The sequence below is a fragment of the Ignavibacteriales bacterium genome (assembly GCA_016709765.1).
Taxonomy (GTDB): Bacteria; Bacteroidota; Ignavibacteria; order Ignavibacteriales; family Ignavibacteriaceae; genus IGN3.
In genome coordinates, this window is record JADJMD010000014.1 from 209,085 (window position 1) to 229,343 (window position 20,259).

At 33.7% G+C, this 20,259-nt stretch carries 18 protein-coding genes and 1 pseudogene; 2 read left to right on the forward strand and 17 right to left on the reverse strand.

Annotation, left to right across the window (positions count from 1 at the left end; translation table 11 throughout):
* Window positions 1-26: 26 nt before the first annotated feature.
* Entirely contained in the window at window positions 27-545 is a 519-nt protein-coding gene (locus IPJ23_16550) for a HEAT repeat domain-containing protein (GenBank protein ID MBK7632279.1), read from the reverse strand.
* Between the two features lie 20 nt (window positions 546-565).
* Entirely contained in the window at window positions 566-3,019 is a 2,454-nt protein-coding gene (locus IPJ23_16555) for a plasma-membrane proton-efflux P-type ATPase (GenBank protein MBK7632280.1), read from the reverse strand.
* An 829-nt stretch (window positions 3,020-3,848) separates the two neighbouring features.
* On the opposite strand from IPJ23_16555, the gene IPJ23_16560 reads away from it, so the two are divergent.
* Together IPJ23_16560 and IPJ23_16565 are read left to right on the forward strand one after the other, a co-directional pair.
* The gene (locus tag IPJ23_16560) at window positions 3,849-5,957 is read left to right on the forward strand and encodes a phosphodiester glycosidase family protein (GenBank protein MBK7632281.1); all 2,109 of its coding nucleotides are present in this window, start codon (window positions 3,849-3,851) and stop codon (window positions 5,955-5,957) included.
* Window positions 5,948-6,277: a T9SS type A sorting domain-containing protein gene (locus IPJ23_16565; protein MBK7632282.1), complete on the forward strand. Its 330-nt coding sequence runs from the start codon at window positions 5,948-5,950 to the stop codon at window positions 6,275-6,277. Before IPJ23_16560 ends, IPJ23_16565 begins: the two co-directional genes overlap by 10 nt.
* 577 nt (window positions 6,278-6,854) lie before the next feature.
* Here the strand turns inward: IPJ23_16565 and IPJ23_16570 are convergent.
* The 15 genes and pseudogenes from IPJ23_16570 to IPJ23_16640 all read right to left on the reverse strand — a co-directional run bounded on the left by IPJ23_16570 (window position 6,855) and on the right by IPJ23_16640 (window position 19,198).
* Window positions 6,855-7,145, reverse strand: a complete 291-nt coding sequence (locus IPJ23_16570) for a hypothetical protein (protein ID MBK7632283.1) — start codon at window positions 7,143-7,145, stop codon at window positions 6,855-6,857.
* Between the two features lie 79 nt (window positions 7,146-7,224).
* Complete coding sequence (locus tag IPJ23_16575) at window positions 7,225-7,761, reverse strand: cation diffusion facilitator family transporter (GenBank protein ID MBK7632284.1); 537 nt, start codon at window positions 7,759-7,761, stop codon at window positions 7,225-7,227.
* 59 nt (window positions 7,762-7,820) lie between these two features.
* The gene (locus tag IPJ23_16580) at window positions 7,821-8,345 is read right to left on the reverse strand and encodes a hypothetical protein (protein ID MBK7632285.1); all 525 of its coding nucleotides are present in this window, start codon (window positions 8,343-8,345) and stop codon (window positions 7,821-7,823) included.
* Between the two features lie 245 nt (window positions 8,346-8,590).
* Window positions 8,591-9,184 (reverse strand): hypothetical protein, encoded by a 594-nt coding sequence (locus IPJ23_16585; protein ID MBK7632286.1) that lies wholly within the window; start codon window positions 9,182-9,184, stop codon window positions 8,591-8,593.
* A 120-nt stretch (window positions 9,185-9,304) separates the two neighbouring features.
* The gene (locus IPJ23_16590) at window positions 9,305-9,628 is read right to left on the reverse strand and encodes a sensor histidine kinase (protein ID MBK7632287.1); all 324 of its coding nucleotides are present in this window, start codon (window positions 9,626-9,628) and stop codon (window positions 9,305-9,307) included.
* 44 nt (window positions 9,629-9,672) lie between these two features.
* Complete coding sequence (locus IPJ23_16595; protein ID MBK7632288.1) at window positions 9,673-10,689, reverse strand: HAMP domain-containing protein; 1,017 nt, start codon at window positions 10,687-10,689, stop codon at window positions 9,673-9,675.
* Window positions 10,690-11,354, reverse strand: a pseudogene (locus IPJ23_16600) (response regulator transcription factor).
* Window positions 11,355-11,365: 11 nt separating this feature from the next.
* A complete protein-coding gene (locus tag IPJ23_16605) occupies window positions 11,366-11,863 on the reverse strand; it encodes a hypothetical protein (GenBank protein MBK7632289.1) in 498 nt (165 codons plus the stop codon).
* Window positions 11,864-12,197: 334 nt separating this feature from the next.
* Window positions 12,198-14,156 carry a hypothetical protein gene (locus IPJ23_16610; protein ID MBK7632290.1) on the reverse strand — a complete coding sequence of 653 codons (1,959 nt, stop codon included), beginning with the start codon at window positions 14,154-14,156 and terminating at the stop codon, window positions 12,198-12,200.
* A gap of 12 nt (window positions 14,157-14,168) precedes the next feature.
* Window positions 14,169-14,729 (reverse strand): hypothetical protein, encoded by a 561-nt coding sequence (locus IPJ23_16615; protein ID MBK7632291.1) that lies wholly within the window; start codon window positions 14,727-14,729, stop codon window positions 14,169-14,171.
* Between the two features lie 8 nt (window positions 14,730-14,737).
* Window positions 14,738-15,799, reverse strand: a complete 1,062-nt coding sequence (locus tag IPJ23_16620) for a 6-bladed beta-propeller (GenBank protein ID MBK7632292.1) — start codon at window positions 15,797-15,799, stop codon at window positions 14,738-14,740.
* Window positions 15,800-15,858: 59 nt separating this feature from the next.
* Window positions 15,859-16,479: a cytochrome c3 family protein gene (locus tag IPJ23_16625; GenBank protein MBK7632293.1), complete on the reverse strand. Its 621-nt coding sequence runs from the start codon at window positions 16,477-16,479 to the stop codon at window positions 15,859-15,861.
* A 68-nt stretch (window positions 16,480-16,547) separates the two neighbouring features.
* Window positions 16,548-18,236 carry a hypothetical protein gene (locus IPJ23_16630; protein ID MBK7632294.1) on the reverse strand — a complete coding sequence of 563 codons (1,689 nt, stop codon included), beginning with the start codon at window positions 18,234-18,236 and terminating at the stop codon, window positions 16,548-16,550.
* A gap of 1 nt (window position 18,237) precedes the next feature.
* Entirely contained in the window at window positions 18,238-18,945 is a 708-nt protein-coding gene (locus tag IPJ23_16635; protein MBK7632295.1) for a 6-bladed beta-propeller, read from the reverse strand.
* The gene (locus IPJ23_16640) at window positions 18,929-19,198 is read right to left on the reverse strand and encodes a hypothetical protein (protein MBK7632296.1); all 270 of its coding nucleotides are present in this window, start codon (window positions 19,196-19,198) and stop codon (window positions 18,929-18,931) included. Before IPJ23_16640 ends, IPJ23_16635 begins: the two co-directional genes overlap by 17 nt.
* Window positions 19,199-20,259: the final 1,061 nt, after the last annotated feature.

The following is a 20,259-nucleotide window of genomic DNA, read 5'->3' on the forward strand; positions in this document are numbered from 1 at the left end:
TTATCTGTTGATGAAAGAACATTTCTTTAGGATTTAAGACCATTCAATATTTCATAAGCCAAAGGTTTAACACTATCTACCCAATCTGGGGTTCTGAGTGATGCTAATAATTTATCAATTGGAAATCCTTTTGGAAGCTCTTTATTTTCTCTAAGATCAAAAAAGACATGGTGTGCCCCTTCTAAAAGCAGAACGGAATCAGATTCTTGTTCAAGCATTTTAAGAAGTGGCCTAATAGAAAGTGACCCTAATTTAATAAGTCCTTTTGCTGCTATCCAGCGAACATCGCCTTTATCATCCTCTAATGCTTGAATTAATAAAGGTATAGAGACAGGATCCCCGATTTCTTCAAGGGTTTTTATTGCTTCCCAACGATAAATGTGTTTAGGGTGAGATAGTAATTCCATTAAAAAGTCTATAGATCCTCTACCTATTTTAACTAATGCTTTTCTTGCTTTTTCTCGTTCGATTCCATTATCGCTACCAAGTTTAATAATCAATTCATGCAGTTCAGAATCTTTATATTTCTTATTTTTGCTTTCCATTTTTTATCCCTTAATTATATCTATTTGTAAAATTTTATATCCTTATGATCTAATAATTTATAAATTCTAACTTTCAAAAAGTCAGTTATTAAAAATGCTGTTATTGCGTATCCCCAAACCAGTAAAGCTAAATTCCAAGAAATTGGCGTGATAAACCAGCCATAAACTGCAACAAAGGTTGCAAGTAATTTAGTTATAACTGCAGACCAAAATAGAACTGCGCTTGGCTTAATTGACCAGAATGGGCCACGAGTTCTTGTTAAAAAAATTGTTAAGTGACCTGCAACAGCTAATTTTAAAAATATAAAAGACTGCACTGCTTCTTTTGATAAATGAAGAACTTCTTGCCCGATGTAGAATATTCCAAAGGAACTTATTACACCTATTAATCCTAAGAATGTAGCCATACTCAAGACAACTCTCATATCCCATCGTTCTGGCTCCTGAGAATATTTCACATTATCGTATGCAATTGCCATAATAGGAGCATCATTAAACAAGGCAAGCAAAACTATCATTATTGCAGTAACAGGATAAAAATTAAATACAATTATTGCAAGAGTTATAAATAAGAGTACGCGGATAGTTTCAGCAATTCTGTATATAGCATAACTATTCATTCGTTGAAAAATTTTACGACTTTCTTTTAACGCATCAATAATTACTGAAAGCCCCGGCAATGTAAGAACGATATCTGCTGCTGATTTTGCGGCATCAGTAGCACCGGCTACTGCAATTCCTACATCAGCTTTTTTTAAAGCCGGAGAATCGTTAACTCCGTCGCCAGTCATGCCAACAATATGTTTTCTCTCCTGAAGTAGTTCAACTATTCTATATTTGTGTTCCGGAAAAACCTGAGCAAAGCCTTCGGCTTTTTCTACAATTGCGCCTGCTTCTTTATCGGGCTTATCTAAAAATGCTGCAGCTTCCAGTATATTATTCTTAAGATTAACCTTTTGAGCAATTTGTTTTGCGATAGCGGTATGATCACCTGTTATCATCTTAACATCAACACCCATCCCCTGCGCAGTTTTAATTGTTGCAGCAGAATCTTCTCTAGGCGGATCGAAAAGTGGAATCAATCCAACGTATTGCCATTTACCTTGCTCATTTGTTCTCGCTGTACCAAGAGTTCGAAAACCTTTTGCAGCAAATTGATCAATCTTTTGACTGATTAGGGCTGTGGCTTTTTCTTTATCTGCAGCTTCCATTAATGCTGTTATTACTTGAGGAGCACCTTTAGTAATTTTAAAAGATTTATTATCCTTATCAGTAATTGTAACTTCGCTTCTTTTTATAACCGGATCAAAAGGTTTAAAGTCTTTGACTTGATAAGAACTTAGTTTTTCTGAAACCGTTTTAATAGATTTAGCTTTTTCAATTATTGCGGTATCAATCGGATCTTTATCTTCTTCCCGCGAAGCAAGCGATGCGTAAACTAGGACATCATCAGACGTAAAACCCTCGAATGCTTTGACATCTGCAAGAGTCAATTCGTTTTTTGTTATCGTCCCTGTTTTATCTGAACATAGAATATCCATTCCGGCCATTTCTTCGATTGCAACCAGCTTACTTACAATAGCTTTCTTTTTTGCTAGTACTGATGCACCGACAGCCATAGTTACAGATAAAACTGCAGGTAACGCAACAGGGATAGCGGCAATTGTTAGAACTAATGCAAACTGAAGTGTCGCAAAAAAACTCTCGTGCCTGTAGAATGATACCATAAAAATAATAGCGACCATAAAAGCAGCAAGAACAATAAGGTAGTTACCAATCTTAATTACTGCTTTTTGAAAGTGGCTGATTGTCCTGGCTTCTGCAACAAGTTTCGCTGTTTTGCCGAAGAAAGTATTTAAACCCGTTGCTACAACTAAACCGTTCATTTCACCCTGGCGGATTACAGAACCTGAATAGGCTAAATCTGATTTGTGTTTTTCGACGGGAAGTGATTCGCCTGTTAAAGCAGATTCATCTATTGAAAGATAATCACCGGAAAAGAGTTTTAAATCTGCTGGAATAATATCACCTAATCGAACTCGTACAACATCTCCGGGCACAAGCTCTCTTGCTAACATTTCGCTCCACTTTCCATCACGAAATACTTTTGCGTTAAGTGCAAGTTTTTTCTTTAATAAACTTATCGCATCATCTGCCTTGTATTCCTGCCAAAACCCAACTATTGCATTTAAGAAGAGCAAGGCAAAAATTACCCAAAAGTCTTCCCAGTGATTTATAATTGCGGATAAAATTGCAGCAACTTCAATCATCCAGGGAATTGGACCCCAGAAGTAACTCAAAAACTTAACAACAGGATTTACTTTTTTTTCTGAAATTTCATTGTATCCATAATCTTTGATAAGATTAGTTGCTGCTGAATTTGAAATTCCTTTTTCAGTCGAGGAGAATTTCTCGAATAATTTTTCTATGGATTGTATTTTGATTTCGGAAATATCTAATATGGTTCTACTCATTTTAGTTCTTCCTCATTATTACGCATAACTAATACTTATAATGAATGGTATTCACTTGATTATTGGCCATTCCAGATTTAATTAATTCTAATATCATTTTAGATTTTTTCACTAATTTTTAAAAATAATATTAATAAAAGATTTATTTTTTCTTTTTGTAACATATTAAGATAAAGTGAATACTAATACCACATTTTAACCTCTGTGCATATTAGGAATCAATTTCAAAATAAAACTTCTCGTAAACTCCCTATTTTTTTTATTTAGTTTTTCCAGTTTTGGATTGGTTCCCTCTTTAGTAAAATATTTGTACTAAAGTGTTATACATAATTACAGACTAAAACTAAAATTAAATAATTAAATGTTCAACGATTTTGTATCAGTCATTATTAATATTTGGCAACTCTTTTAGAGATGCTTTTGATGCGTCGTTTAAAGAGTTTTTTTCCTATAAGTCAGTTTTATTTATGATAAAAAAATACAAACTCAATTCTATATAGGAAATCGGATTTACCTGAGAATGAGTTTGCAGTTAATCTGATAATTGACAAGGGCAAGTACATTAACCGGTACCTGACTTTAAGAATGGCTTTGAACTTAATTTTTATTTCTTTTTTATGATGTTTCCCACATCAGGATTTGTTGTTAATTGAATATACTTGATAATTAATTACACTTGCCAATTAACTACGCCAATCATTAATCATAAGAATATTTAGTTGTTTATATATCCTGCTGGGAAATATTTTTATCTTTTTTCTCATATCCCTTAATAAAACAAATCAATTTATTATTTTTATTAATACCTCTCTGTTTTTTATTCTAAATATTGTGGAGTTACTATGAAAATCAGGATTTTCTTCTTACAATTTTTCTTTTTACAGCACTTATTTATGCCGGTTCACTAGACAGTGTCCGTGTTGGACCAGGCGTGATTCAATATCATCAAGTAATTGATTCAGGTCCCTGGAATATTAATGTTATAAAGATTGATATTCAAAACTCTTGGTTAAAACTTCAATCAGTCAAATCTGGTGATAAACTAACTGCTTTTGAAAAGACATCTTCAATGGCAGCTCGAAACAATTATGAGGAACACAGAGTTGTGGCCGCAATCAACGGTGATTTTTATAATACGAGTACTGGTGAGCAGGTAGGAACACAGATTGCAAACGGTGAACTGCTGAAAGTTACAAGTGATTGGTTAAACGTTGCTTTAGATGTTAATAAAAATCCAATGATTGGATTACAGAGCTTTTCAGGTTCTGTAATAACAAGCGACAGTATAAAAATTATTTCCGGTGTAAATAAAATTCGTAATACAGACGAATTGATTATCTACAATTCCTTCATGGGCACAACTACTTCAACCAATCAATTTGGAACTGAAGTTCGAGTTATCCCAATAGATAACTGGCTCGTTAACGACACAATCAGGTGTATTATTGATACAGTAGTGTCAGGTGTCGGCAATATCTCTATCGGGACAAACAAAGCTGTACTTTCCGGTCACGGAATATCAAGCGCATTTTTAGTCAACAATCTATTTAAAGATGATACAATAAAAATTGTCTTAAACTTGAATCCTGCATTACCAAAACTTGAGCAACTTATAGGTGGAAATACATGGCTCGTAAAAGATGGAACTGCAAATCCTGATAATGGTGACCGTCATCCTCGCACGTCTGTTGGATTCAACGAAGATTCAACCCAATTTTATATGTTTGTTGTTGACGGAAGACAGCCTGGACTAAGCGTTGGAATGTCTTACAAAGAACTAGGTGATTATATGAAATTGTGGGGAGTACATCAGGGTTTGAATCTTGATGGTGGAGGATCATCTACTATGGTTGTAAGAGGAGCGGTAGTTAATAGCCCCTCTGATATTGGCGGCGAGAGATCTGTTGCGAATAGTCTTCTATTAATCAGTACTGCACCAACAGGGCCACTAGCACATATAAGAATTCAACCAGAAGAGATTTATACCCTTGGGGGTTCTAATGTTAATCTTACTGCTTCTGGATTTGATCAGTATTTTAATCCTGTAAGCATTACCTCTGGTAGTCTTTTCTGGAGTTGTGATCCAGCAATAGGCAACATCACTCAAAACGGAGTATTTACAGCATCGTTCGATACAGTATCGGGGTACATTTACTCTTCTGTTGGTGATATTTATGATTCGGCATTGGTGCATCTTACCAAGATTTCGCAGATTACTTTAGAACCAAATCCAGTAATTCTGCAATCCGGACAGTCACAGCAAATGACAGCAACTGCGTATGACAATTATAATAATGTTATCCTTCTTCAACAGACTGATTTTCAATGGTCGGTTGTGGGCGATCTTGGCAGTATAACATCAAGCGGATATTTTACTGCTACAAATACAGGCAGTGGAGAGATAATTGCTAAGATTGATACAATCATTGGCGCAGCATCTCTTACTGTAGGAACATCTGCCACAATAATTATAGATGATTTTTCTGATCTTTCCGGATACACTCTTACCGGGACAAAAGTAAATTTGCCGCAATGCAGTTTCGTTTATGATAATACAAATTTTATTTCTGCCCCATCTTCAGGAAAACTTAATTACAGCCTGACCACCGGTGGAACCAGCGCTTTATATTTGAACAAAGAAATTCAGATTTCCGGTACGCCTGAAAAACTGAGCATTCAGGTTTACGGTGATGGCAAAAATCATTGGCTGCGCGGTGAATTTAAAGATCTTGATAACGAAATATTCTTAATCAATTTTACATCCGCTGATCCTGGTATTGATTGGATAAATATGTGGAAATATATTGAAGTGAACCTGAGCGACGCTGTTCCTAGCTGGGTTAACCCAAATGCGATTCTTACATTTCCGATTAAGTGGACCCGAACTTATCTTGTCGAAACAGATGATACTAAAAAGATGATGGTGCAATATCCTTAGATGATTTTCGTGCACATTTTATATCCACCGGAATTGGAAGCAATGATGTTTTTCCTAAAGAGTTCAGGTTGTTTCAGAACTACCCCAACCCGTTTAACGGTAATTCAATAATAAAATATTCAATTCCAAAATCTTCTCAAGTTCAAATCAAAGTCTTCGATGTTTTAGGAAATGAAATAGAAACTATTGTTAATGAAGAAAAACCTATTGGAACTTATGAGTTAAACTGGAATGCAGCTAATCTTCCAAGCGGGGTGTATTTCTATAGATTGCGAGCTGGAGATTATGTTCAAACAAGAAAGATGATTTTGTTGAAGTAAAAACTATCTTTAATCTTTTTATCACTCCCCTATCAATGAAAGTTGGTCGGGGTTTTACTTTTTAAAGGACAAAATGAAAATTTCTTAAAAAAGATGGAGAGTTTTTGGAGACATTCTTAAAAAAGATTCGTTTTTGATCGAATTTCAAAGCTTTTTAGGAATAGCGGAGCGTCCCTGACTCTCCGCTAAGTCCTTATATTATAAGGGGTTACAGATATATTTTATATCATTTTTTAGTCACCAATTCTGTAAATCAATTTTTTACCCATTTTCATTATCTTATCGACTCATTTTATAACTTAATCAATCCTTTCTGAATAATCTGTTTTATTTAATTCAATAGACACTAAAAATGAAAATATTCTTTTGAACTAATAAACAATATTAGTCACTTAGAATAAATCTTGAATAGATAATATAATTACATTAATATATTTAATTAAAGCTTTGCTTCTTTTATTTAAAATTCAATGCTTAATAGTAACGTCCTCTTTTGTAATGATTTTTAAGCTGGGTTAAATAGTAAAAATGTTTTTAACATTTTTCCAAAAACTATCATAATGTAATTTGTAGAAAATTAGTTATGTGGTTCACTATGGATCTCATCATGCATATCAATTGGCTCTAAATGTGTCGTAATATTGGTCTGAGCGCTCAAGCTCTTTTTAATTGTTGTTTCTAGTGCCGTCGCTATGTTATGTGCATCTTCAAGAAGAGTACCTTTAGGAAATAGCAGATGAAATTCGAGCCATAAAACATTTCCACTTTCTCTGTACCTTAACTGATGATACTCTAATCCCTTTGAAATAGTTTCTTGATCAAGAACCTTTTTAATAGCATCTGCGGTTTCTTTATTCCCTTCATCCATTAACCCGCCGATGGATTGTCTGACTAATTTTCCGCCTGACCATAAAATATTTAACGCTGCAATTATAGCTACTATAGGATCAAAGGGGAAGCCAGCCGGTTATCCAGGTAAGTAACAAACCTCCAACAACTCCAAAGCTTGTCCAGGAATCCGTAAGCACGTGTTTACCGTTTGCAACAAGAATTATAGAATTTGTTTTTTTTCCTTTCCATACAATAAAGCCACCAAGAAAAAGATTAATTACCGATGCAGCAAATGTAAAGTAAGTTCCCTGATCGAGATTTGAAATTTCAATACCAAAAATTAAACGCTTAACAGAAATATAAATTATAAAAATTGCTGCTAAAATTATCAGGGCCCCTTCAAAACCTGCTGAAAAATAGCCTATCTTTTGATGACCATAAGTATGTTCTTCATCGGCAGGTTGAAAACTATACCACAAACTAAATACTGCAAAGCCAACACCTATTACGTGAATTACAGATTCGGCAGCATCTGATAAAATTGCAGTTGAGCCTGTGAGGTAATATGCATACCATTTCATTGCTAACATTAAAAGTCCAAATGCAAATGAGAGCCTAATTGCAAACATCTGAGCTGATCTATCTGTATTCATAAATTTTTTCTAAAATGTTTTTTAAAAAGATTTACTTGAGTTAATCAAAGTAGAAAGATTTATTTCTTATTCTTAAAAAGTTTATTACTTTTTTCATTACTTAATTTATTTAATACAATAGCTGTAAACCAACCGATTCCAAGCATACCAAGACCAAATAGGGAATAGGATAAATGCCAGGGCATTCCGCTAGTCATCATACTGAACTCCGACATTCCTCCAATACTAGCAATAAGATTAAGGGGCAGAAATATTACGTTTATAACTGTTAATCGTTTCAAAAGAATATTCATATTATTGTTGACCAGATTACCTCTTGCATCCATTAACCCACCAAGGACAGTTGAATAAATTTCAGCCTGCTTATAACATTGATTATTTTCAATACTCAAATCTTCTATAAACTCAATACGCGAAACTTCATCTGCATCAAGTGCTGAGGATAATGTATGTTCATCAAAATCCAGACTTTTTAATATGATTTGCTTTTCAGCATCATCCGGATTTAAATAAAAATCTATTGTATTATCTTGACTATTGCTTAGAACAATGGATTTGTCGACTATATCGAATCGCTTGTGCATTACTTTAAATCCTTTCTAAAGGATATTGGAAATAAATCAGAGAATTGATAAGCATCTAATTATTTCCAGTTTTACTAAATAATAATCTAAAAGCAACAAAGTAAAATTACAGAAAGTATTTACCTATTTTTAATTGAGTTAGAAGAACAATTTTTCTAAATAAAAAAACCCCGCCACTGGAAAAATCCAGAAGCGGGTATTTTATGGAGGCAATTACTTAATAGCGATAAACCTGTCCTTTGGTGTCATTGAAATTCCGCATCTGTTTGGAGCCTGACCTGCATAAGTATTGCCGCAAGTTGGGCAGACATAATAATTAGATGCAAGCGTGCCCTCTTTTTATTGTTCAGTTTTTCAAGTGCATCTTTATAAAGTTCATTATGTTTCTTTTCAGTTTGATATGCATAGTTAAATGATATTACTGCAAGATTGACATTACCTTCATTAGCAGTTTTAATAAAATCAGGATACATAGTAGAAACTTCATATGATTCTCCGTTTATAGCATCTTGAAGATTTTCTTTAGTAGACTTAACGTCAAATTTAGGATTTACTTTATCCATAGTAATACCAAGCTGTTCAAGAACTGCTCTGTGGTTTTTTGCGTGGATCCCTTCTGATTTTGATGCTGCTTCAAAAAGAACAGCAATTTTAGTCAGACCTTCTTCTTTTGCTTTTTTAGAATAAGCAAGATACTTTGCACTTGCAGTAGTTTCACCAATTATTGCATCTTTAAGATTATCTACTGTCTTTGAATTAACTTTACCAGTAAATGTGAAGTTATAACTTATTGCGGCAACAATAAGAATGACTAGGGTACTAAAGATTTTTGCTTTCATTTTATCTCCTTTATGTTTTAAATAATTTAATTTGTTGATTCAAAACTACAATTGAAGACTAAAATGAATCTTAACGGATTCTTAAAATATGCTTAAAATTAATGAAGGGGAGTTAACAGTCTATTTGTTTATTTGAAGATAAAAAGTAGTGCCTGATCCAACTTTGCTTTCAACATTTAGTTTAATGTCCTGTACTTCACAAAGTTTTTTTACAATTGAAAGACCTAAACCGAAACCACCAACTTCAGAATTTCTGGAATTATCGTTCCTGTAGAATCTATCAAATATTTTTTTTACCTGTCCATCAGTCATCCCAAAACCCTGATCTTTAATAGAACAAATAAGAAAATCAGAATTACTTTTAAGTTCGATATTAATTTCCTTATTGCTATCGGAATATTTAATAGAATTGGTTATAAGATTTTCAAAAACTATTTCCAGCATTGAAGGATCAACATTTGCAACCGGGTCTTTATCAAGGTTTAGATTTAAAGAAATATTTTTTCAACGATCAGCGAGTTTAGCCTGCTAATGGTATCGGATATAATGGGTTCTAAATCAATTTTAATTTTATTTGGCAGTACATTTCCTGAGTCATATCGTGCAAGAAACATTAATTGATCTATAAGCTTTGTTATCCTATCAGTCTCTCTAATGCAATAGTTTATCTTTTCTTCGTACTGATGAACTTCGCGAGGTTTTCTTATTAACACTTCCAGAGTTCCTTTAATGACCGAAAGGGGGGTTCTTAATTCGTGAGAAGCATCCGATGTAAATTGTTTTTCACGCAATAGATTATCTTCAAGACGGTTTAATAATTCATTTATGGTCGAGATTAGTAAATATATCTCGTCTTTATTTTCGGGTAATGAAATTCTTTCCTTTAAATTTTCACGGGTTATTCTATTAGCAGTTGTAATTACATTATTTATAGGTGCAATAGATTTTCCAGCAATGTATCTGGCTGTAAAAAACAATATGATCAGAATGATTGGGAATGAAACTATAAGAGCTTTTTGTAAATTTTCTAAAACTATTTCTGATTCCTGCAATGGAATAGCAACGAGGATGTAAGCAAGAATTTTGTTTTTACTATTTACGATTGGATATTGAACCTGATATACAGGAGAATTTGAAAGATGAGTATTATTATAAAATTTAGATTGAATGTTCTTATTTAGAATAAGACTGTCGCTTAATAAATTTGATGTTTTCTTTATAGTGTTACCAAATTTATCAGATACTTGTATAAATGTTGGATTTACTTCTATCTGTCTGTGTTCTCCTTCTTCCCATTCAAGAGGATTAGCAAACACTAGTGAACTATCATTATACATGATAATAGTACTGTTTAATTCTTTTAATTCGGAATCCAGATCATCCTTTAGATGGGAAAAGACAGTTTTTTGGACAATTAAATAAATGGCGATAAAAATAATAGCTATCATCATAGCTGTAGCAAAAAGATAATAAGCTGAAATTCTATTTCGAAATGAGAGATTCAATTATTCATCCTTGGCGATATATCCTATACCTCTTAATGTAAATATGAATTCTTTTGGCCCAATACCTAGTTTTTTCTGATAAAATTTATATAAGCATCGATCACAGAAGTATCAGCATTAAAATGAATATCCCAAACGTGTTCAATGATTCTAGATCTAGTGCATACCCTTCCTTTATTCCTCATAAGATATTCAAGCAACGAAAATTCTTTCTGAGTCAGGGTAACCTCAATATCATCTTTAAATACCTGATGTGTGTCTGAAGATAATTTGATTGGTCCCAAGACAAGATAACCTGATTCAGTAGTTTTAGTTCTTAGCTGAACTTTAATACGAGCAAGAAGTTCAGAAAACTGAAATGGTTTTTTAATATAATCGTTAGCTCCGCTTTCTAATCCAAATATTGTATCGTCAACGGTATCTCTGGCAGTGAGAAAAATAACGGGTATATTAGGATTATTTTTTCTTATTTCCCTCACGATTTCAATTCCACTTAATCCGGGAAGCATCCAATCCACTAAAAGTAAATCATAATCATTGGAAAGTGCCATTTGCAAACCATTTTTCCCATCATAGGCTAAATCAACAGCAAAATATTCTTCGGTAAGACCATCCCTTAAAAAGTTTGCTATTCCTTTCTCATCCTCAATAACAAGTAATCGCATCAGAAAATATCCTAATCTTCATTATTAACAGAATTCTCAGAATTTGATGAATCTAAATTACCAAAACCTAAATCAAATTGGACACCGGCAGCGTGTTTGTACACCAGTTCACCGCCATAAAATCCTGTTCTTGCAATTGATAGTACACCTAAAAAGAAAATTATAAAAGCTACCCATCGATAAACACCAATGTACTTTTTTAATAATACCATACCAATTCTAACCAATGCAGCTCCAATCATTACCCAGAGTGTTAAGGTAGCTGCACTTTCGTGAGTTTCAAGAGCCTGTTTGAGGGCACCAGCTTCCGTTACACCTTCACCTGCATAATTGCCGGACAAATATGCAGCAACTACACCAAGTGTGCCCAGAATTAATAAATAGAATCCCGCTTTGGTAAAAAAATCCTTTTTAAATATTAATCCAATTGCATCAGCTAAAAATCCAACTATTAAAAGTGCTATTGGAAAATGAACGATCATTGGGTGTATGTGGGTTAAGTCAAACATAATTTTTCCTTTATTTTTGATTTAAACATACTTATGCATTCTTAAAGCATTCTAAGTGTTTCCTTAAAATTTGATTAAAAATCAAATGTTGATAGTTATTTTTCTTCTAATAATTTCTTTTCTATCAACCAAAAGATATCTGGTCTATTCATATTGAGAGGTTCATCTAAAATATTGTAGTTGATTTTAATTATTCAGGCAAGAAAGAAAATTTTGTTGAAGTAAAAAATACTTTTTTTTTAATAAATGATTGATTTAAGCCGCTATGCTTTGGTAACAGAACTTATAATCCAGTAGTTAAAGATATGAATGAGTAAAATATTTAAAATCTTCTTCAGATTTTAGCATACACACCTGAATACCTGGTTTCATCAGTAAGTAATTTACGATTATAATTTTCAAAACCTACAGTGATATCAATTTTTCTGAAAGCAGTAGTGTATTCCAACCTCAACGTACTTAGATTAAGATCGATTTGCCTGCCTTCCTGAAAAATGTAATTACCCTCAAAAGATAATTTGGAATTTGAACCTAACAAATAAGCTAACATTAAAGAAACATCAGCAAAATTTTGTCTCGAGTTATCATCTATCAAATTATATATTCTGTAACTTCCGTTGATTGTGGCTATTAGATTATCGCTTGTTTGTCTGAATATTCTCAAGAAATATCTGCTGGAAGTATAAGGAGTAATGTTGCTCTGATAGTCTTCATATTCTGCACCTAAATCAAGATATTCATAAGAGAATTTAATGCCGTATATTTTTTGGTTCAGAGTTTTTAGATAATCTGAGTTCATTTCTGTGACATTTGAATAGTTTTGATTATTTCCGCTAAAATAAAATTCTACAAAATTATCCAGTATAGTCAGACTGGCGCCGTACCTATTAATTTTGGAATCGAAGCTAAGTGCAGGCTGCTGATCTGCCCTATACGAAACTAAAACAATTCCACCGTCGGAAATCTGACCACCGGGTACTCTTTGTATCTCAGTATAGATGCCTCTTTGAATTAAAATATAATCAAAATTTTCCTGGTAAATAATTGTACCTAACGAATTTTTGACAGCAATACTGTTCCTGTCAACATAAGGATTATTAAGAGTTGCTACAGTTCCTTCCGAAAGTAATTTTGATTCATCAAGAACAGTAATGGTTCCATAAACATTTTCTCTGTTCTGATGGCTGAGAGAGAAACTGTAATTTAATCTTAACATTCCGGTTGGAATATTTTTTTGATAATCGAAACCTACTTCACCACGATTAATTTTTTCATCATAATATGTCTGTGAAACAGTCAAGTAATTATATGATATGTGTGATCTTAAACTTGCAAATAGTTGATGTTCTAATCTCGCTTCAACATCATGCTGCTTGGACTCTATAATTTCCTGAATAATCTTATAATATTGATAACGGCCATAAACACTAAAACCTGAAGGTAAATCTGATCGAAGGTTTTCATTAACCAAAAACCTGTTTATAGGCTGGCTGCCGACCTGATTAGTAAGAGAAATTAAGGAAGCAAAATTGAAATTACTGGAACGGTCAATTGTAAAATTATCGTTCAAACTCCAATTCATAGCCTTGTTGTGGATAGTAGAATTTGTAGTATACTTTCTCGTATAATCAAAATAATCTATATTTAATCTGTTATTGCTAAAGTCACTTATTGATCGATTGAATTCTGTGTTAACTGAAAATTGATTAGTGCTGAAATTTCTACCTGTCTGAAACTCATTTTCATCCCAATTATTTTGTGAAACATTAAAGTTGAACGGTAAAATTAAATTTGGGCTGGATAATCTTGCACCATAATTAGTATAAAAGGATTCAATATTTGTCGTGTATTCTCTTCGACTAAATGAGTGATTAAAATTAAAATAAGGATTTAACGATACAATTCTTTCCGAAAAGAAAATACCACTTAGATCTACTCTTTCATTAGTATTTATTTCAGAGTTATCAGGAGAAATAACATAGAGATCTAGATTTTTAACCGGACTATATGAAAAATTAGCGTCAAGTTGAAAAAAATTTGGATGCCATAAAAAACTTGATGTGTTCAGATCTATTCTGCCTGACAGATAAGTTGATTTTCGTTCGTCCGTAAAATAATCAGGTAAATAGTATGTGCCCGATCTATAATTACCTTCAAGAGTTAGGAGACCGGAAAGGGATTTTATATTCCAAAAGCTAAATCCGTTTTCTTTTTTCCTTAATTTACCAGAGCAAAGTCCTACTTCAGCAAGGAACATAAAAAATAAAAGCAAATATGTAATAACTTTATTCATTTTATTTAGTTGCTATCTCAATAATGAACTTTCATCCGATCCGTGAGGGTTATGGCATTCAGAGCAATCCATATCACCAATCCCATTATGTATCTCTCCTGCGAGAAGCTCATCAAGATCATGACATTCAGCGCAGAGTTCACGCACGGGCTTTAGCAAAAGTCTATCAAGTTTTGCCTGATGCGGATGATGACATGAGCTGCACTCACCTGCTTCCACAGGATAATGTAGCTTTTTATATTTTGATTGAAAATCCTCATGGCATTGATAACACAGCTCAGGTAAATTCATTGTCTTTTTAAATGAGTTTTTAATATCGTGACAGCTTTCACACATTTTTTCTTTATATGGTTCATGCAATACTAATAATGGTGTAATTGATCTATTGTCGTTTTGAGTTGATTTTGATAATGAATCTGCTTTTAAACCCTGTTCATTTAAAGATTTTAAAGAATCAGGTGATGATGCACCATCAAATAAAAAATTAAGAACGTTGTCACTTGAACTTGAACTGCAGGAATATAGAACCATCGAGAATATTATAAGAAGACCGTATGTATATTTAATTTTCAAACGAGGTCCTATTTATTTTTCTTGGATATAAATCCATAAACATTAATCTTATCTGGGCCGTATTGATTTGTTACAAAAATCAGATACTTTAGATTAAATGATGGATCCACGTATTCTTGAAAGTAATCTAAATTATTATAGTCTATAACTACTTTTGCGGGCAGCCACATATCCCCACGTTTTGTATAACTTCCTCCAAAATACATTAGAAGATTTCCATCTTTGTCAAATATCTGCACATTTTCAAAACCCGCATCAACAACAAACAAATTCTCATCATGATCAAGAGCAATTCCTTTAGGACGTGAAAACTTTCCGGGTGAATTCCCTATTGTACCTATGGTTCTAATGTAATTACCGTCCAAACCATAAACCTTAACTTTTGAATCTCCCAGATCGCTTATGTAAACCTTGTCATTAAACACAGAAATATTTGTAGGAGAAAAGAGATTTTCCTTTTGGTTTGATTCCGAGGGAATACTTTTTATGAATTTCTTTGAAAATCTATCATACACATCAACAGAGTGTTTATCAATATCATTTATAAAAATCTGTTTTTCAGTAACAAATACATCTGTTGGTTTTAATAAAGTACTGTCGCCAATCTCTCCGACATAGTCGAGCTCGGAATTAAAAATAACAACCTGTCTCCTTTGCGCATCAGCTACATATAAAAATCCCGTGTGATCGACAAAACAATTAATAGGTTGTTTTAATTTCCCCCGTCCTTCTGGAACAAAGTAACCAAAGGAACCATCTTCCATATACATAATTTCTAAACCACCCAGCTGAGTATCACAGATATATATTCGATTGAAACCAACCGCCAAGCCATATGGTTTAAGAATCGGTAGTGGTTCCTCTTCACCCATTATAAATCCCGTTATTGCAGATTGCTCACCTGTAAAGTCTGTGGATTTGCTGAATGAAGTTAGGAACTGGATTTTCGGTTCATCCGGTGCCGGAGGAAATACAACTGGTTCGATATTATCTGAAAGTTGTTTACTTCCGGAACAAGAGATAAAAATAAGGGCATTAATGATGAATAATATTAAAAGTGAATTTTTCATTACCAAACTGTTCTAAAAGTAAAGAGCAGTAAGGACTGCTCTTTATGATTTATTCCTAATTATTTATTATGGCAAGTGAGACAGAGTACACTGGCATTATTTCCAATCTTTAACAGACTTGCATTATTATAACTGTTGTGAACATCATGACATGATGCACACTGAAGTTTACCACCGATTAATAAATCGTTATTTATTGTTCCGCCTAAACTTGTTATATGTGTTGCAGGGTCAAACAATCCACCGTCTGCTGTTGATAGAGCAGTGTTGTAAGTGAAGGATACAGGATGATCATCTGCTAATGATGTTCCAAGATTATTACCTCCTGTAATAAAATGTGTGCCACCTGTAGTTCCGCCGAAATTCTCTAAAGCGACAGTACCATCGTGGCAGCTCAAACATAATTTAGACGATGCATCCGGCTGCGTTAATGTAGTCGTATTTAGAGTTGAACTGGAATACAACGCAAACACTGTGGTTGTTGATTGATGATTCCATAATGGTGCATTCTGAATAGATGCATCAGAGTTGTGTGGTGTATGACAGGGTTCACATATCTCTGTGGTTCCCCATCCTTGTCCGGAAAAATCGTGAGCAGATCCAGTTATGCCAGTTTGAGCAAAAATAATTTGCCCGATTCCAAATAAGCACATGCTTATTAACAGAGTTTGCTTTTTCATCATTCCTCCGATGAATTAGTGATTGAATAATATATTTTTAACAATGTTCTAATTATTTGCTAATTCTTTTAATAGGATTTTGGGTTATGACTTGTACCATGACAAACAAGATAACATCTCCCATGAAAAGTACCGTTATCCTCAAATCTCAATCTTCCCTGATTATCAGGCTGCACAATGGCTATGTTGAAATTTATTAAATGAGTATTATTTGTTGTATTTCCCTGTGAGCTGCTAATGCCGTGAGGATCATGACATGTATTACATGGTGTATCTTCTCCCACTATATGTTTCCGATGCACATTCTGACCAAAACTGCCAGTGCTGTTTAGAATCGTATTTCTGTTATGACAAGAATAACATAGAGCATAAGCTGCAGCTGATTCTGGTGTATTATCTAACTTTAAGTACTGCATCTTTAAAATTTGGGGATAGATTGATCCGTGAGGCCCTGCCGGTGAATTAGTTCCATCACTTGCATGGCAATCACTGCAATATATCTTACTGCTTACTGTTAATGGTGAAATTAAACTTGGTACATTAGGATTTACTCCGGCACCTTCAACTGGATGAAATGATGGATTGCCCAGATCAAATTCAAGACGCACATTGTTTTGTGCAATTTGTCTTACAGTTGGACTGCCGGGTTTATCTGGACTATCTGCATGGCATCGATAACATACTTCATATTCATACTGAGATATAATTACAGGAGTACCATTTGTATTTACTCCTTTTACGCCAATAAGAAATCCATTTACGTCTGGGGGCGATGCAGTTTGATTATTACTTGCATGAGAATTATGACAATCTTCACACTCAACATGTTTTGTCAGCACTATACCTGGTTCTTCGGGATCGTGTACTTCCAGGTAGCCAGCCACATTGTGTTTATAAAGTTTAGCGAACTGTGTCTGAATATTTTTGGCTGCAACATTAGAATTATGACAATTGTAACAGTTATTTTCTTCCTGCTGATAGTTTCTTAATCGATTTTTGCCATCGGCATTATGCGGATTGTGACAGTTTTCGCAGGCATTTCTGGATACCGAAGTAAATTCTGTATGAGGCCAGGGATCGGTCCCACTTCCATTCCAGGTTGAGTTTGATAAATTATGACTTGAAGAACTCCAGTAGGTTCTATCGTGGCAATATTGACACAATATTGAATACTCATTTGATGCAACTAAAAAATCACTAAGTACATTTTGATGAGGATCGTGACAGGAAATACATTGCATTTTTTGATTTTCAAGTTTGACTGGTCCGGTCAGAGACACGGGATCTTTCAGTTGTCCATCAACGGTAACAAGAGTAGAATTATAAATAAATGATACCGGGTGATCATTGGATATATCCTTAGTCAGATTTGTATTTCCCGGCGGCATGGTAGTTACACCTCCGGTCATCTGAATCGGAGTAGTTCTGCTCAAAACATTTCCAAGTGCAATCGTACCATCGTGGCAGGAAAGACAAAGCACAGAAGAACCGTCCGGTTGTCCTATAGTAGCATCCGTGGTCGTGCTTGTATAAAGGGTATAGTTCGAAGCCGGATCCTGTCTGTTCCATAAAGGTTTTTGGGGACTGCTATTATGTGGTGTGTGGCAAAAAATGCAAATTTCACTTTCACTGGAGGCTTTAATCGTTCCGGGTCCTGAAACAGAAAGATTATGTTTAGAATTAATAATTGATTGAGCCCGCGTGCAAAAAGTAATGACAAGTAAAATTGAAAATATTTTTATTATACTTTTGACCACCCTAATTCTCACATCTTAATTGATATATCTGAATTCTGGAATTAAAGCTATCCGCAACAAATATTTTGTTCTGCTTATCAATAAAAATTCCGGTCGGAAGCCAGAACATCTCCGGGTCTGTACCCCGCTCGCCAAAGACATCAAGTAACCTGCCCGACTGATCAAATACCTGTACATTATTAAAAAGAGCGTCAACCACATATATATTGTCGTAAGAATCGGTCGCAATTCCTTTTGGTCTTGAAAAATCTCCGCTTCCATCACCAGACTTGCCAAATTGATTGTTAAATTTTCCATCGGAGGAAAATATTTGAATTCTGAAATTCATACTGTCATTAACATATATATTTCCGTTTCCATCAGACCAGATAAACGTCGGAAAATTAAATTGACCCTGCCCGTTGCCCCGTTGTCCGATTGTTCCGATAAGTTTGCCATCTTTATTCAATCTTGCAATACGATGCTGTTTCGTTTCACAAATCCAGAATTCCTGTATACTTTGTAAATAAATAATCCCGGTCGGTTGTTCAAGCGAGGAGTTCAAAACTGATGTTTCCTCTGAATAAAAATCATACTTAAAAACTGTATTTAGTTCAGAGTCTGTAAAAATCAAAGCTGTTTCGTTGATACATAATCCAATGGGTGATTCCAGTTCTACATCATCATTTAATAATGATTCAAGTTCATTTTCATCAAAAGAGTATTTCAAGAAGTTTTTTGCTATCCTGATCAATAAAAAATATTGATCCTTCAGAATCAGTGACTAAGCTGAAAGGTTTTAAAATTGTCAGATCATCACTTCCAAAGATTAAATCAAATAAAGATTCGAAAAATCCGCCACTTGAAGTTTTGATTGATTCTGAAGAGATTTCCTGAAGCCATTCAATTTGGGGAGATTTACATATTGATGTTTCTGTGATTTTATTTCCGGATTGCGCAATGCAAATTGAAATATTGCTCAATACGATTACCTGAAGTAATATCCATAAAAAATATACTTGCAAAACTCTCATTGTATCAATCTATATAATTATTGATAAAGACATCTAAAATTAAATAAACTGCCTTTAGTAAAAAACAAGTAATAATTATTTCAATTATTAAACCGAATTTAAAACTATTAATATGGCCATTTTCTTTACTCAAAGACAAAAAATTTTAATTGATAATAAGTCCTTTCTTAGTATTTAGAACAGCTATTCTTATCATTGATAAAAACAAATAATTCAGCACTCCCAACATTTGCTATTAACAAAGCTGATGATTTAGGTGTAATAGATAACTGCACTAAAGTAATGCTTGCCTTTAGGTATACTAAGCGAAACGAGATTTCTGGACTGACTAATCTTTATTAGAAGTTTAAATAATGATTGGAATAGTACAAATTGATTAAACAGTGTGAGGTAGAAATATTTTGTTCATTTTAAGGAATCATTTTGAAAATATAGATAATGATGATGATGGTGAAGAAGATTAAAGTTAATTTAAAATAAAAAAAATTCTGAGGGAGCTTCGGCTCCCTTTTTCAATTAACAATAGTATTTTCTAATAAAACATCCTATCCATCAGTAAGTTCTTCAGACTTCTCTTTTTTAACCTGCATGTGACGAAGTGAATCAGCATCAGTCTTAGTTTCTAAATCGATATATCTTGTTATCAATTTCATCGAAGTGAATTTAATATCAAGGAATTATTGGTACAGTTCTTCAGAGATTAGTGGAAGATTAGAAAGGTCTTCTGCAAACGAAGTTATTTATGTAGGTTTTAAGCAGACTCTTTCATCGAATCAAGAAAGCTGATTCTACTAAAATAAATTCAGAGGAGGCAACTCCCCTATTCTAATCTCTCATCATATAATTCAGGATCCTTTATATATTAAAAATGGTACCAAAGTGGACCCCTACATTGTAAAAGTTTTGATTTCAAGCTAAAAACAAACGATTTTCACATACGCAAACAGTCCCTGACTCTCCGCCACTTAAAAATAAGCCTCAATTACGTTTTGAATATGCGTTCTTGAGGC

What these genes read in the sequence shown, in the direction of transcription:
- IPJ23_16550 (MBK7632279.1), bottom strand. Translation starts at nt 545, where the DNA reads ATGGAAAGCAAAAATAAGAAATATAAAGATTCTGAACTGCATGAATTG.
- IPJ23_16555 (MBK7632280.1), bottom strand. Translation starts at nt 3,019, where the DNA reads ATGAGTAGAACCATATTAGATATTTCCGAAATCAAAATACAATCCATA.
- IPJ23_16570 (MBK7632283.1), bottom strand. Translation starts at nt 7,145, where the DNA reads ATGGATGAAGGGAATAAAGAAACCGCAGATGCTATTAAAAAGGTTCTT.
- IPJ23_16575 (MBK7632284.1), bottom strand. Translation starts at nt 7,761, where the DNA reads ATGAATACAGATAGATCAGCTCAGATGTTTGCAATTAGGCTCTCATTT.
- IPJ23_16580 (MBK7632285.1), bottom strand. Translation starts at nt 8,345, where the DNA reads ATGCACAAGCGATTCGATATAGTCGACAAATCCATTGTTCTAAGCAAT.
- IPJ23_16585 (MBK7632286.1), bottom strand. Translation starts at nt 9,184, where the DNA reads ATGAAAGCAAAAATCTTTAGTACCCTAGTCATTCTTATTGTTGCCGCA.
- IPJ23_16590 (MBK7632287.1), bottom strand. Translation starts at nt 9,628, where the DNA reads ATGCTGGAAATAGTTTTTGAAAATCTTATAACCAATTCTATTAAATAT.
- IPJ23_16605 (MBK7632289.1), bottom strand. Translation starts at nt 11,863, where the DNA reads ATGTTTGACTTAACCCACATACACCCAATGATCGTTCATTTTCCAATA.
- IPJ23_16610 (MBK7632290.1), bottom strand. Translation starts at nt 14,156, where the DNA reads ATGAATAAAGTTATTACATATTTGCTTTTATTTTTTATGTTCCTTGCT.
- IPJ23_16620 (MBK7632292.1), bottom strand. Translation starts at nt 15,799, where the DNA reads ATGAAAAATTCACTTTTAATATTATTCATCATTAATGCCCTTATTTTT.
- IPJ23_16625 (MBK7632293.1), bottom strand. Translation starts at nt 16,479, where the DNA reads ATGAAAAAGCAAACTCTGTTAATAAGCATGTGCTTATTTGGAATCGGG.